Source organism: Candidatus Eisenbacteria bacterium (assembly GCA_020847735.1).
GTDB lineage: Bacteria > Eisenbacteria > RBG-16-71-46 > RBG-16-71-46 > RBG-16-71-46 > CAIXRL01.
Window position 1 is genome coordinate 127,183 of sequence record JADLBL010000024.1, and the last position, 13,714, is coordinate 140,896.

General features: G+C 72.3%; 15 protein-coding genes. 14 read left to right on the plus strand and 1 reads right to left on the minus strand.

Translation table 11 applies throughout. The annotated features are described in order from the left end of the window. Positions 1-8 precede the first annotated feature (8 nt). From csrA to IT347_13805, 14 genes are all read left to right on the plus strand, one after another. Positions 9-233, plus strand: a complete 225-nt coding sequence (gene csrA / locus IT347_13740) for a carbon storage regulator CsrA (GenBank protein ID MCC6350642.1) — start codon at positions 9-11, stop codon at positions 231-233. 141 nt (positions 234-374) lie between these two features. Then, a complete protein-coding gene (locus IT347_13745; protein MCC6350643.1) occupies positions 375-515 on the plus strand; it encodes a hypothetical protein in 141 nt (46 codons plus the stop codon). A 143-nt stretch (positions 516-658) separates the two neighbouring features. Continuing rightward, on the plus strand, positions 659-1,858 hold the full coding sequence (locus IT347_13750; GenBank protein MCC6350644.1) for a PAS domain-containing protein: 1,200 nt from the start codon (positions 659-661) through the stop codon (positions 1,856-1,858). Further along, positions 1,797-3,221, plus strand: coding sequence for a sigma-54-dependent Fis family transcriptional regulator (locus IT347_13755; protein MCC6350645.1), 1,425 nt, complete (start codon positions 1,797-1,799; stop codon positions 3,219-3,221). Before IT347_13750 ends, IT347_13755 begins: the two co-directional genes overlap by 62 nt. Before the next feature lie 325 nt (positions 3,222-3,546). Further along, a complete protein-coding gene (locus IT347_13760) occupies positions 3,547-3,945 on the plus strand; it encodes a response regulator (protein ID MCC6350646.1) in 399 nt (132 codons plus the stop codon). Beyond that, positions 3,942-4,184, plus strand: a complete 243-nt coding sequence (locus IT347_13765; protein ID MCC6350647.1) for a hypothetical protein — start codon at positions 3,942-3,944, stop codon at positions 4,182-4,184. Before IT347_13760 ends, IT347_13765 begins: the two co-directional genes overlap by 4 nt. Beyond that, entirely contained in the window at positions 4,181-4,411 is a 231-nt protein-coding gene (locus IT347_13770) for a hypothetical protein (protein ID MCC6350648.1), read from the plus strand. Before IT347_13765 ends, IT347_13770 begins: the two co-directional genes overlap by 4 nt. Then, positions 4,408-5,325, plus strand: coding sequence for a MinD/ParA family protein (locus IT347_13775; GenBank protein ID MCC6350649.1), 918 nt, complete (start codon positions 4,408-4,410; stop codon positions 5,323-5,325). Before IT347_13770 ends, IT347_13775 begins: the two co-directional genes overlap by 4 nt. A gap of 11 nt (positions 5,326-5,336) precedes the next feature. After that, positions 5,337-6,194, plus strand: coding sequence for a FliA/WhiG family RNA polymerase sigma factor (locus tag IT347_13780; GenBank protein ID MCC6350650.1), 858 nt, complete (start codon positions 5,337-5,339; stop codon positions 6,192-6,194). Positions 6,195-6,214: 20 nt separating this feature from the next. Further along, positions 6,215-6,583, plus strand: coding sequence for a hypothetical protein (locus IT347_13785; protein MCC6350651.1), 369 nt, complete (start codon positions 6,215-6,217; stop codon positions 6,581-6,583). 7 nt (positions 6,584-6,590) lie between these two features. Next, positions 6,591-7,547, plus strand: coding sequence for a GGDEF domain-containing protein (locus IT347_13790; GenBank protein ID MCC6350652.1), 957 nt, complete (start codon positions 6,591-6,593; stop codon positions 7,545-7,547). Positions 7,548-7,560: 13 nt separating this feature from the next. Continuing rightward, positions 7,561-9,333: a response regulator gene (locus tag IT347_13795; protein MCC6350653.1), complete on the plus strand. Its 1,773-nt coding sequence runs from the start codon at positions 7,561-7,563 to the stop codon at positions 9,331-9,333. A 69-nt stretch (positions 9,334-9,402) separates the two neighbouring features. Further along, complete coding sequence (locus IT347_13800; protein ID MCC6350654.1) at positions 9,403-11,241, plus strand: hypothetical protein; 1,839 nt, start codon at positions 9,403-9,405, stop codon at positions 11,239-11,241. Between the two features lie 34 nt (positions 11,242-11,275). Continuing rightward, a complete protein-coding gene (locus tag IT347_13805) occupies positions 11,276-12,214 on the plus strand; it encodes an NAD-dependent epimerase/dehydratase family protein (protein ID MCC6350655.1) in 939 nt (312 codons plus the stop codon). Between the two features lie 93 nt (positions 12,215-12,307). Here the strand turns inward: IT347_13805 and IT347_13810 are convergent, their stop codons facing one another. Next, positions 12,308-13,624: a M13 family metallopeptidase gene (locus tag IT347_13810; protein MCC6350656.1), complete on the minus strand. Its 1,317-nt coding sequence runs from the start codon at positions 13,622-13,624 to the stop codon at positions 12,308-12,310. Positions 13,625-13,714: the final 90 nt, after the last annotated feature.

The window sequence follows — 13,714 nt, forward strand, 5'->3', positions numbered from 1 at the left end:
TCGAGAAGATGCTGGTCCTAACAAGGAAGTTAGGAGAGAACATTCGAATCGGTGATTCCGTGAAGATCACCGTGCTCGAGGTTCGATCCGGTCAGGTGAAGCTCGGAATCGAGGCGCCGCCCGAGGTCAAGGTGCACCGTGAGGAAATCTACGCCCGCATCCAGGAGGAGAACCGGAAGGCGATGGGCGGACAACGTCCGCCGGGACCCGCCGAACCGGGCAAGAAGCCTTGAGCAAGGCGGCACGCCGGACCCGGCTCCGGTCGGGCCGGACCGCGGGATGATGGGCCGGGGTGTCTTCGAGGAGTCATGACCAGGACCCGCCGTCGCAAGAGCAGCAGGCCCGGAAGTTCCTCAAGTTCCTCCCGGCGTTCCGTGCCCGACACGGATGCTCCGCTCGTCCGGCTTCCGCGGGTGCGTTCGGCGCAGCAGCGGATCGAGTCGGGTTACTACGACCGCAACGACGTGCGGGACCGGCTCGCCGACGCCGTGATCCAGGTGCTCCTCAAGGGCTGATCCGACCCGCGGGAACGATGCCGTCGCGCGCGACGCGGCGGCATTTTTTCGTTTCCGGCGGCGTCCGCGCTCGCGCCGGCGCGCAATCGCGCCTTCGCGGCGGCGCCGACTTTGCCTATACTGCCGCGCGCGATGGAACGCACATGACCCGCCGAGCCCCGCGCGCACGCAGCGCGCCGCCCTGGGAAGCCCTCGTCCGCGCGCTCATGGAGGACGCCGAGACCGGCGTGCTCGTGCTGGATCCGGACTCGCGCGTTCGCGCGGCGAATGCGGCGGTCGAACGCCTGCTCGGCCTGGGCGGCCCGCAGTTGCGACACGCCGCCGCCGGCGACGTGTTGCGGACCGTGGTGGCCGGCGACGACCCGCTGCGGGACGCGCGCCGGCGGGTGCGCACCGAGGGCGAGGTCGTGCTGCACACGCCCGGCGCCGGCGACGTGCCCGTGCGGCTGCGCACCTGGAGGGTCGGCCGGCCGGCATGGTTGCTGGTGACGCTGAACGACCTGACCCGCTTGCGCCGCATGCAGCACGAGCTGCGTCGCAACGAGCGCCTGGCGACGCTCGGCCAGCTCGCCGCCGGTGTCGCGCACGAGATTCGCAATCCGCTCGCGGGGATCGGCACGAGCGCGCAGGTCCTGCTCAAGCGCTTCGAACCTCGCGACGACCGGGCGCGATTCGCGCAGGTGATCCTCGACGAGGTCGCACGCCTCGACCGCATCGTCACCAGCCTGCTGCAGTACGCGCGCCCGCGCACGCCCGAGTTGCGCGCCGCCTCGCTGGCGGAGTGCGTGGAGCGCGTGCTCGCGCTCGCAGCGGAGTCGATCCAGGGGGCGCGCGTGGAGGTCGAGGTGGAGGTGGCGCCACGCCTGCCGGACGTCTACATTGACCCCGACCTGGTGACGCAGGTCCTGCTCAACGTCACGCTGAACGCGGTGCAGGCGATGCCGGCGGGCGGGACGCTCCGCTACGAGGTGCGGCGCGTTCGCAGCCGCACGCCGTCACGCGGTGCCGGCCGCCGCGCCGGCGACCGCCCCCGCGGTCGCGCGCTCCGGCCGGGCTGGGTCGCACACGAGCAGGTGCGCGTGATCGACACCGGCGTCGGCATCCCGCGCGGCGTGCTCGAGAAGATGTTCGACCCGTTCTTCACGACCAAGGCCCGGGGCACCGGGCTGGGACTGAGCATCTCGCAGACGATCATGCAGGAGCACGGCGGTTCCATCTCCGTGGACAGTCGCGAGGCCCGCGGCACCACGGTCCTCCTCAACTTCCCGCTGGAGAAACGTCATGGCGAAAGGCGACAGCCCGACGCGCGTGCAGTCCGCCCAGACGCTGCTCATCGTCGATGACGAGCGGTCGCTCCGCTTCAGCATCGGCGAGTGGGCGCGCGACGCCGGCTACGCCCCGCTCGAAGCCGCCGGCAGCCGTGAAGCCCTCGCCGCCGTGCGGGAGCAGGGCGTGGACGCGGTGCTGCTCGATCTCAAGCTCGGCGAGGAGGACGGCCTCAAGGTCCTGAAGGCGCTGCGCGAAGTGGACCCGGCCATGCCGGTCGTCATGCTCACCGGCCACGGCACGGTCGAGCACGCCGTGCGCGCGATCAAGATGGGCGCCTACGATTTCATGCTCAAGCCGCCCGACCTCGATCACCTCGGAGTCGTGCTCGAGCGCGCGCTCGAGCACGCGCGGCTGAAGCGCGAGGTGGACCACCTGCGCGCCACCGCGCCGAGCGCCCAGCCGATCGTGGGGGAGAGCGAGGCGCTCACGCGCGCGCTCGGCCGCCTCGAGCGCGCGGCCCGGAGCGGAACCTCCACCGTGCTCATCCGCGGCGAGACGGGCTCCGGCAAGGAGCTGATGGCCCGCTTTCTCCATTCCCGGAGCGCGCGCGCCGCGGGACCCTTCATCGAGCTCAATTGCAGCGCCATCCCCGAGCAGCTTCTCGAGAGTGAGCTCTACGGCCACGAGAAGGGCGCGTTCACGGACGCGAAGCGCTTCCGCAAGGGACTGTTCGAGCTGGCCGACGGCGGCACACTGCTGCTGGACGAGATCGGCGAGATGGCGCCGCAGCTGCAGGCGAAGCTCTTGCGCGTGCTCGAGACCCGGACCTTTCGCCGGGTGGGCGGTCACGTGGATATCACCGTGGACGTGCGCGTGGTCGCCGCGACCCACCGCGATCTGCCGAAGATGGTCGCGGACGGACGATTCCGCGAGGACCTCTACTTCCGCCTCAACGTGGTTCCCGTCGAGATTCCTCCGCTGCGCGAACGCACGAGCGACATCGCGACCCTCGCCGAGCACTTCGTGCAGCGATTCTGCCGCGAGCTCGGCCGCCCGCCCGCGAAGCTGCATCCGGCCGCGCTGGCGACGATGAAGGCCTACGCCTGGCCCGGCAACGTGCGCGAGCTGAGGAACGTGATCGAACGAGTCGTGCTGCTCGAAGCCGACGAGGACATCCTGCCCGAGCACCTGCCCGCCGAGCTGGCCCATGCGGGCGGTTCCGGCGGAACGGTCGCCCGCGGAGAGCCGTTCCCCGCCGGCAAGGTCCGGCCGCTCGTCGAGATCGAGAAGCTCGCGATCGAGCATGCGCTGGAGGTCTGCGGCGGCAACAAGACGCGCGCGGCCTCGCTGCTCGGCATCTCGCGCCAGACCCTGAGGACGAAGCTCAGCGAATTCGCGCTCGGCGACGACGCCGAGGAGGCGGATCCGGGCGAGTAGTCGGCGGCGGGGCCGACCAAGAAGCAATCGGACGCTGCCGCCGCACGGTGCGAGGTTGGGCAGCCGCCGGCGTTTCCCTGCGAGCGGCTTCGGCCCGGTTCAGCCCGGCTCGATCGGGACGTCGCGCCGGAACAGCCCGGCCGCGCACCGGTAACTCGCGCGCTGACAACGACCTGTTGCCGCGCGTTCGAGTGCGGGCGGGTTCCTCCGCGCCCCGGGGCCCGCCGGGTCGTGCGCTTCGCACTCCCCGAATGCGCATGGCACGCGTGCTGCAAATCGCTCCGCCGTCCCCTCGCACGTGACCCGACGACGGAGCCCATCCGAGATGCCGCATCTCCTGATCGTGGAAGACGAGCCGACGACCTCCTGGGCGCTCGCCGAAGGCCTGTCGGATGACGGATTCACCATCGACACCTTCCGCTCCGCCGAAGAAGCGCTGGCGTGGCTCAAGGACCACGACAGCGATCTCGTCATCACCGAGCTGCGGCTGCCGGGACAAAGCGGGCTCGAACTGGCGCGCAAGCTCCGCCGCGGCCCGAGCGCGCAGCCGGTCATCGTCCTGACGGCGGAGACCGGCGCGGACCGGGCGCGTGACCTGCGCCGGGCGGGCGTCGTGGAGGTCTTCCCAAAGCCGTTCCACATCGACGGGCTGCGTCGCGCGGTGCGTCGCGCCCTGCTCGAGGCCGACGGCCGCCGCCGTCCCGCGCTGCGGAAGGCCGCATGAAGCCGCGCATCGCGAAGTCGCGCGGCCCCGCCCTCGCCCGCCGCATGCGCGAGGCCATCGGGGGGCTCGAGGAGCGCGAGCGTCAGGTGCTGGCGTTGCTGCTCGTCGAACGGTTGACCGTGCTTGAGGCCGCCGGCGCGCTGAAGCTGACGATGCGTGAGGTGGGGGAGCTGTACGCCACGGCCCTGCAGCGGCTCGCGCGCGGTTCCGGCGCGCGCGGCCAGCGGAACGCCGCGTGAGCGCGTTCGTCCCGCTCACGCGTGCCGCCGACCCAGCGGCCGAAATGCCGGGCTCGGCCGGCGCGCGGCAGGACGCCGCGAACGCGGCGCTCGGCTCGCTCCGCGAGGAGCAGCGCCGGCTCTCACGCCTGGGCCTCGAGGTCCCGCTCGCGCGCTGTCACCAGCAGATCCGCTTCTGGTCGTTCGTCTCGGCCGTCTGCTCGCTCGAGCGCGGGAGCCGCGCGTGAAGGCCCGCAACCGCAAGCGCGCGGCCGCCCGGACGCCGATCCAGCTCGTGCCCGTCCACGGCTCGCCGGCGCCGGTTTCGGAAGGCGAACACCCGGCGCAGTGGAGCCGGCCGCGCGCGCGCACGATCGTGGTCGCGAGCGGCAAGGGTGGCGTGGGCAAGAGCAACCTGGCCGCCAACCTCGCGGTCGCCCTCGGCGAGCGCGGCGCCCGCGTGCTGCTCGTGGACGGCGACCTCGCGCAGGCGAATCTCGACCTGCTGCTCGGCCTGCACCCGCGCTTCGACCTGCAGCACGTGCTTTCCGGGCAGAAGACGATGGACGAAATCGTCGTCAACGGCCCCGAGAACGTGCGGCTGGTGCCGGCCGCCTCGGGAGTCCCCGAACTGGCCGACCTCGACGACTTCCGCCGCGAGCTGCTGCTGCGCGGCCTGAGCACGCTCGACTCCGACGCCGACCTGGTGATCCTCGACACCGCTTCGGGCGTTTCGCGACAGACGACCGAGTTCTGCCGCGCCGCGCACGAGGTGATCGTCGTGACGACCCCCGAGATGCCGGCGTTCTCCGACGCCTACGCGCTGGTCAAGCTGCTGCAGAAGCAGGGCGGCCTCGCACGCGCGCCCCAGCTCGTCGTGAACATGGCGAACGGGGCGGACGAGGCCGAGGACACCGCGCACCGCATCCGCCTGGTCGCGCGCCGCTTCCTGCGCCTCGAGCTCGACTGCCTCGGCGTCGTGCCCTTCGACGCGGCGGTGCCCCGCGCCGTCCGCCTGCAGGAGCCGGTGATCGCCGCGTTCCCGAAGTCGAGCGCCGCCGGCGCGTACCGCGCCCTGGCCGCGAAGCTGTGGAAATCCCGCCCCACCGGACCGAAGTCGCTGATCGAGCCGGAGCCCACGCAAGAACGCCTCGAAGCCTAGGAGGTTTCCCCATGCCCCGCGCCGCCGTCGCCCCGAACCGTCGCTCCGTTTCGAAGCGTGCCTCGACCCCGGCCCCCGCGCGTCGTCCGGTCCTGAAGGTCGTGCCCGGTCGCAAGCCGGCCGCTCCCGCGCCCACCCCGGTGACCTACGGCAAGAACGACCTGCTCAAGCGTTTCGCGCCGCTGGTGCGGCACGTCGTCGAGCGCGTCGCCGCGACGCTGCCGCGCAACGTGGACCACGAGGATCTCTATTCGGCCGGCGTCCTGGGGCTGCTCGATGCCCACGAGAAGTTCGACACGGGCAAGGGCGTCAAGTTCGAGACCTACGCGGTCTGGCGCATCAAGGGCGCGGTGCTCGACCAGCTGCGCGCACTCGACTGGGCTTCGCGCTCCATGCGCCGCAAGGCGCGCAACCTCGACGGCGTGACCCGCAAGCTCGACCAGAAGCTCGGGCGGGCCGCGTCGGAGGACGAGGTCGCGCGCGAGCTCAAGATGTCGCGCGACGAGTTCTACCGCCTGCTCGACCACGTGCGCGGCGCGGTGCTGGTCTCCCTCGACGAGTCGCGTTCCAACGACGGCGAGGACCAGGGCACGCTCGCCGATCACCTCGCGGACCCCAACGCCGAGGACCACGAGGCGGCGCTCGAGGATCGCCAGCAGCGCCAGGTCATGCTGAACACGATCGACCATCTTCCCGAACAGGAACGCCTGGTGGTCGCGCTGTACTACTACGAGCACCTGACGCTCAAGGAGATCGGGCGGACGCTCGGCATTTCCGAGTCGCGGGTCTCGCAGGTCCACACCCGGGCGATGAGCCGGCTGCGCCTGCGCCTGCAGAAGGCGATGACGCTGCGCGAAGAGGCGGCCTGAACGTGGGTGGAGTGGACGGCATGAAGCCTCCGTGGGAGGCGCTCAAGCACCGGCTGGAGGCCGAGGCCGACGCGCTCGCCGCCGCGGGCGACGCGGCCGGAGCCGCCACGCTGCGCGCCCACGTCGCGTGCTGGTGGGGCGAGCAGCAGGCGTGGAACGCGCAGGTCCTTTCGGTGCTCGCCGTGCATCACGAAATCAACAATGCCCTGGTCGGCGTGCGCGGCAACGCGCAGCTGCTGCTGATGAACCCCGCGGCCCATGAACCCGGGTTTCGCGAACGCCTGGAGGTGGTCCTCCGTGAGTCGAGCCGAATCCAGGAAGCGGCCGGACGCATCGCCGAGCTCAAGACGGGCTTCGGTGGCGGCGCTTCCCACGCGCGCGCGGCCTGAGCCGGACATGAAGCCCGCCCACTCCGGACCGCTCGAGCGCAAGGGCGACGAGCGCGGCCCGGCCGAAACGCCGCGCCGGGACGACCGGCGCGTGGCCTCGGGCTGCCTGTGGGACGCGTGCGAGGCGCTGCTCGCCTCGCTCTCGGACCCCGAGGCGCTGCCCGCGGCGCTCGACTCGCTGCGCACGGCGTTCGGCTGCGACGGCGTGGCCTTGTACGCGCTCTCGCCGGAAGGAGTCCTCGAACCCTGGTGTGCGCGGGGCGACTGGCAGAGCGCGCCCGGCGACCTGCGGGAGTGCGTGGGCACGCCGCTGTTCCGCGGTCGCGAGCGGGTCGGGGCGCTCGACCTGCGGGCCCGCAAGGGACAGCGCTGGACGCCCGACCAGCTCGCGCTCGTCCGCACGGCGTCGGGCGCGCTCGGAGCGGCGCTGGGCGCGCGACTCGAACTCGAGCGGTTCCGCCGCGCTCCGGGCCGCGACCCGGTCACCGGCCTCGCCGACTCCCGGGCGTTCCATGCCCGGCTCGTCGAGGAGGAAGCCCGGTCGCGGCGCACCGGCCAGCCCCTGGCCGTGATCGCGCTCGATCTCGACCACTTCGCCGGACTGAACGAGCACTATGGCCGCGAGTGCGGAGACCAGGTCCTCGCCGAGGTCGCGCTGGTGCTCAAGGTGACGCTGCGGGAGGGCGACCTGCTCGCGCGCCTGGCGGGTGACGAGTTCGCGGTCGTGCTTCCGGATTGCGACCTCGGTCCCGCGAGGCGGCTGGCCGACCGGCTCCGTCACGCGATCGAGGAACACCGCTTCGCGCGCGCGGGACGCCTGAGCTGCTCGGCGGGCGTCGCCTCGAGCCCGCGCGACGGCATGGACTCGATGGAACTGCTGGCCTCGGCCGAGCAGGCGCTCGGGCTGGCGAAGAAGGCGGGACGCCGCCGCACGGCGCAGCACGAAACCGGACACACCCACTAGGAGCGCGGGCGGGATGCGAAGCGACGACCTCATGGACGACGGCAGCGGTCCCGACGGCGGCGTTCGCGCGGCCGACGAGTCGGCGGGCTATCGCTCGCCGGTCCAGCCGCGCGTGCTCGTCGTCGAGGACGACGAGACCGTCGCCGACGTGCTCCGCGAAGTGCTGGCGGACCAGCCGTACGTCTGCACCTTCGCCGTCTCGGCCGAGGACGCGCTGGCGAAGGTGGCGCTCGATCCGCCCGACCTGATCCTCACCGACATCTCGCTGCCCAGGAAGAGCGGCCTCGACGTGATGCGCGAGGCGCGGGCGCTCGATCCCGAGGTCGCGGTGATCCTGATGACCGGCTACGCGTCGGTCCAGACCGCGATCGACGCGTTGCGTCAGGGCGCCGACGACTACGTCACCAAACCCTTCGACGATATCGCCGACCTTCCGACGATGGTCGAGAAGCGTCTTCGCAACCGCCGGCTGCGCGCCGAGAACCGCGCGCTGCTGGAGGAGCTGCGCATCAAGAACGAGGTGCTCCAGCGGCACGAGCAGGAGCTGCGCGAGAAGGTCGCGCAGGCGACCTTTCATCTGAGCACGCTCTACCGGGCCTCGATGGAGATCGGCGCGGGCATCGACCTCGAGCCGATGCTGAAGCGCATCGTCGAGACGACCGCGCAGATCATGGACGCCCCCGCGGCGGCGGTGTACCTGCAGAACGAGGAAACGGCCGAATACCGGCCCGCCGCCGCGCACGGCGTCGAGTGGGAGGGCGGGGACGAATCGCGCCCGCCCGTGCTGGCCGGCAGCGGCCCCGTCGGCATGTGCGCGTTCGACCTGCGGCCCGTCCGCCAGGGCGGGCCGGGGTGCGCGCGCGTCGCGGTCGCCGGCGTGAAGGGCGGCGCCGCGTCGCTGCTCGCCGTCCCGCTCGTCCAGGGAAGCCAGGCCCTGGGGGTGCTCGTCGCGTTCGACAAGCCCGCGGGCTTCGGCGCCGGGGACGAGGAGTTCCTCTCGCGGTTCGCCTCGCAGGCCGCGGTGCAGATCCGCAACTCGCAGCTCTTCGAGCACACCAAGAGCCTCGACCGGCTCAAGTCCGAGTTCGTGGCCGTCGTCTCGCACGAGACACGTACGCCGCTCACCTCCGTCAAGGGCGCGCTCGAGCTGCTTTTCGACGAGCGCTACTTCCAGAACAACGAACAGCAGGTGAAGCTGCTGACGATCGCGCACGCGAACGCCGAGCGCATGCTCCTGCTCATCAACGACATCCTCGACTTCTCGAAGCTCGAGTCGGCGTCGCTGTCCATGACCATCGAGCCCCAGAACCTGGAGCCGGTCGTGCGGCAGGCCGCGCACAACCTGCGCATGCTGATCGAGGAGCGGCGCATCCAGCTCGAGCTCGACCTGCCGGCCGACCTGCCGGACACGCTGCTCGACGCGCATCGCATCGCGCAGGTGCTGACCAACCTGCTTTCGAACGCCATCAAGTTCTCGCCCGCCGGCGGCCGCATCGAGGTCGCCGCGCGTCCGTACGGGCGGGACCTGCGCGTCGAGGTCCGCGACCACGGCGAGGGCATCGCGGCGAAGGACGTTCCCAAGCTGTTCCGCAAGTTCCAGCAGATCGACTCCGGCGCGACGCGAAAGGTGGGCGGCACCGGCCTCGGCCTGGTGATCTGCAAGGGCATCGTCGAACAGCATGGCGGGCAGGTCGGCGTCGAGACCGAACCGGGCAAGGGCAGCACGTTCTGGTTCACGCTTCCGCTTGCCGAGGAGCGCTCGACCGAACTGCACGGCGCGGCCTGATCCGGCGGCCCCCGCGAACGTCGCGCGCGCAAGGTGCGCCCTTGACCGCCGGAGCATCGCGCTCGTAACTTGGCGCCGGGCCTCGCAGGACGCGGGCCTCCGACCGTTCACCCGATCCGGCCGTCGCCGAGCGCCAGGGAAGACGCGATCACACCCGCACGCAGACCATCCGCCCGAACCACCACGCTGATCCTCGCCGCGCTCGCGGGGATCTCGCTCGGCGTCGTCGTCGCGCTGGTGACCGCTCCCGCGTCGCTGCCGCTGTTCCGGGCGCGCGTGCCGTGGACCGGCGGCCCGCCTGCGGACGTCGAGTGGCCGGAAGCCGCTCAGCCGGGAGAGGGGGCGGCCCTCGCGCGGCTCGCGCGGGGTCGTCACGGGCCTGAGCTCGAAGTGCAGGCCCCGCGTGCGCCCCGCGCCCGTCGCCTGGCGGCCGGGCTCGCGGCCCGGCGTTCGGCGGGAGTCGCCGCGCTCGGGCAGGCGTACGCCGCGGTGTCGGACCGCTGGCGGGCCGGGCTGATGGCCGCGCCGCTGCCTCCCATGACGCCGCAGGCCGAATGCGCCTCGTTGCTGTTCGCCGACGCGTCCCGCCGGCGCGACCTCGCGCAGGCGCTGCCGGCGCCCTACGCCGGCCCGGCGCCGGAGCTCGTCGTCACGCCTGCGCTGCCGGAAGCGGAAGCTGTCGCCGCCGCGGCCGCCGCCGCCGACCCGGAACGATGCCGCCGCGCGCTGCTCGCGCTCGCGACCGCCGAAGACGCGCGCTTCGCCGCCGGCGTGCCCGCGCGCGACGCGAGCGCGGCCGTGCGCGGTGCCGCCTGGCAAGGCGCGCAGCGCGAGCGCGCCGATTCGCTCGACGCGCTCGCGGCACGCACGCTCGAAGGCCAGACCGGGCTGCAGAAGGAACTCGCGAAGGCGGCGGCGGGCGCGCAGCTCGTGACCCTGGCGAACGCGCTCGGGGATCCGTACGCGCCGCTCTCGGCGATCACTCCCGCGCCGCCGGTGCGGGCCGAGGCGTTGCCCGGCCCGTGGGCCGCGCTCCTCGGCTTCGGCGCGGGGCTCGGCGGACTCGTGGGCCTGTGCGCGGCGCTGCTCGGGCTCTGGCTGAGGCGCGGCGCGCCCCGCGCCGCGAAAGCGGATCCGCAACCGCCTTTGCGGGACCCGGGTGCGTTGCAGCCGTGGCTGCACGTGGTCGCGGGGCCGAACGAGAACGCGACCGTGCGCGGCGCGCTCGAGCTGGCGGCGCACGCGCTCGCGCGCCACGCGCGCGTGCTGCTGGTGGACGCGGGCGCCGGAAGGCTTCACGAGCGGCTCGGCCGCGAGGCGCGATGGGGTCTCATGGAATGTCTGCAGGGCGACATGCCGGTGCTGGGGCTGGTCCAGTACGCGGGCCGGCCGGGTTTCTACCTTCTCGCGCGCGGCCATGCCGCGCGAACCGCCGCCTGGGCGGGCCTGGGCCGGTGCCTCGACGACGCGCGCCAGCACTTCGGCCGGGTGGTGTTCGTGGTGGATCGCTCGACGGCGCGCGAGTTCGGTGACGCGCTCGCGGGCCGGCCGCTGGAAGGCTGGTGGGCCGGCGCGCACGGTCGCCCCGCCGCCGGCGCCGCGGAGCTTTCCGCCCGGTTCGGCATCGCCTTTTCCGGCATGGACCTGGCGTTCGTACTGAAGGCGTCGCTCGAAGCCCTGGGAGCGCGCGTCTCGCAGCTCGCGACGACGCTGCCTCCGACCCCGGTCGTGACGCCGCATCAGGCCGGGGCGCCCGAGCCTCTTGCGCCCGCGCCCGCTCCGGTGCCGGACGAGCCCATCGTGCTGGAGTGCGACCTGCAGGTGCTCCAGCGCTTGAGGTTCCTGGCGTGGATGCGCCGGGTGCAGTCCGAAGGCCAGCCGGCGGAGCTTCGCACCGCGCCGCGCTGACGGTCGGCGGACCGCGCGGGGAGGGAGGATCGCAGTGCGCATCCTGGTGACGGGTGGGGCGGGCTTCATCGGCTCGAACGTGGCGGACCGGTTCGTCGCCCTCGGACACGAGGTGGCGGTGTTCGACGACCTCTCGAGCGGCCGGCGCGAGTTCGTGAACGCGAAGGCGAAGCTCTACGTCGGCGACCTCGCCGATTCGTCGGCGGTCGAGGCCGCCGTCGCCGACTTCCGCCCCGAGATCGTGGATCATCACGCCGCGCAGATCGACGTTCGAAAGTCGGTCGCCGACCCGGCCTTCGACGCGCGCGTCAACATCCTCGGCAGCCTCGGCCTGTTGCAGGCCTGCGTCGCGCAGGGCGTGCGCAAGGTCGTGTACGCCTCGACGGGGGGCGCGCTCTACGGCGAAGGACGCGTGCTGCCGGCGCCCGAGGAACACCCGGTGAACCCGGAGTCGCCCTACGGCGCGAGCAAGCACACGGTCGAGCACTACCTCTACATCTGGAAGCTGCTCCACGGCCTCGATTACACGGTCCTGCGCTACCCGAACGTCTACGGTCCGCGCCAGAACCCGCACGGCGAGGCCGGGGTGAACGCGATCTTCATCGGGCTCATGCTGGCCGGCCAGCCGCCCCGGATCTTCGGTGACGGGACGGCGGTTCGTGACTACCTGTTCGTGGACGACGTGGTCGAGGCGAACGTGCTCGCGCTCAAAGCCGGCAGCGGCGAGATGCTGAATCTCGGGACGGGGCTGGGTACGTCGGTCAACGACATCGTCCGTGAACTGCGGCCCCTGACCGGCTTCACGGCGGAGGCGATTCACCTGCCGGCCCGGCCGGGTGAAGTGCAGCGCATCTACCTGGACGCGAGCCGCGCGCGGACCGTGCTCGGCTGGTCGCCGCGGGTCGCGTTCCGCGAAGGGCTGGCGAGGACCGTCGAGTGGTCGCGCCGGCAGGAGCCGCCGGCGGCGCACTGAGCCGTCCCGGCGGCGACCGCGTCGGGTCCGCGACGCGCGCGGCCCGCGCCGATCAGGGCACGGGCCGCGCGCATCGGCCGCCGGGCCGCGGGTTCACCAGATGCGTGCCCGCTTCGCGGCCTCGCGCACCATCGCGTCCCCGTCCTTGCAGCCGAAGGCCTTCTCGAACTCGTCGAGGTCCGAGAGCGGGCCGTTGACGCGCCAGTGGGCCGGCGAGTGGGGGTTCGTGAGCACCTGCCGCCGCAGGGCCTCGTCGCGGTCCACGCGCCGCCAGATGCGGGCGTAGGCGAGGAAGAAGCGCTGCTCGGGCGTGAAGCCCTGGATCAGGCCCGGGGCGGGCTTGCCCTTGAGTTCGCGCTGCAGCGCGGCGAAGGCGATGGCGAGGCCGCCGATGTCGGCGGTGTTCTCGCCGAGCGTCAGCCGGCCGTTCACGTGCAGCGAATCCAGGACCGTGTATTCGGAGTACTGCGCCTCGACCTTCTCGGAACGCTGCCGGTAGTTGGCGGCGTCCTCCGCCGTCCACCAGTCGCGCAGGTTGCCGTGAGCGTCGAATTTGCGCCCCTGATCGTCGAAGCCGTGCGACATCTCGTGGCCGATGACGGCGCCGATGGCGCCGTAGTTCACGGCGTCGTCCCACGCGTCGTCGTAGAACGGCGGCTGCAGGATGCCGGCGGGGAAGTTGATCGTGTTGAGCGTCGGACTGTAGAACGCGTTGACCGTCGGGGCGGTCATCCGCCACTCGCCGCGGTCGGTGGGCTTGCCGATCTGCGCGGTCAGCCGCGCCGTCTCGGCCACGCTGCACGCCCTGTGGTTCGCGTAGGCGGACGTGCGGCCGATCGTGACGCCCGCGTAGTCGCGCCAGCGATCCGGATAGCCGATCTTGTTGCCGAACGCGTGCAGTTTCGCGCGCGCCGCCTGCTTCGTCGCCCCGCTCATCCAGTCGAGCTGACCGATGCGCTCGTCGAGCGCTGCCTCGAGATTCTCGACCATGCGCAGCGCGCGCGCCTTGGCCGCGGGCGGGAACGCCTCCTTCACGTACGCCTTCCCGAGCAGGTCGCCGAGGTCGCCGTCCGTCGCCCGCACGCAGCGCTTCCAGCGCGGCTGCATCTCCTTCGCCCCGCTCAGGACGCTGCTCCAGCGGAAGTCCTCGTCGGCGAACGCCTGCGTGAGCATCGGCGCGGCGTCCTCGAGCACGCGCCAGCGCAGGTAGTCCTGCCAGTCGGCCAGCGGCGTCGAGGTCAGCGTCGCCTCGAGACCGCGGAAGAACCCGGGCTGTGCCACGTTGAGCGAATCCACCCGGACCAGGCGCCGCTCGAGGTAGCCCTTCCAGTCGAAGGACGGAGTCATCGCCTCGAGCGAGTCGAGCGGAAGAAAATGGCTCCTCTCGATGTCCCGTGCTGAGACGCTCACAGCGTGATCCTCGCCCACGGGTTGTGGGGTAGCCCGCAGCGCTGGAGGATCTTCAGCTTGAAGTACTCGGGGTCGCGATAGCCGCGGGCC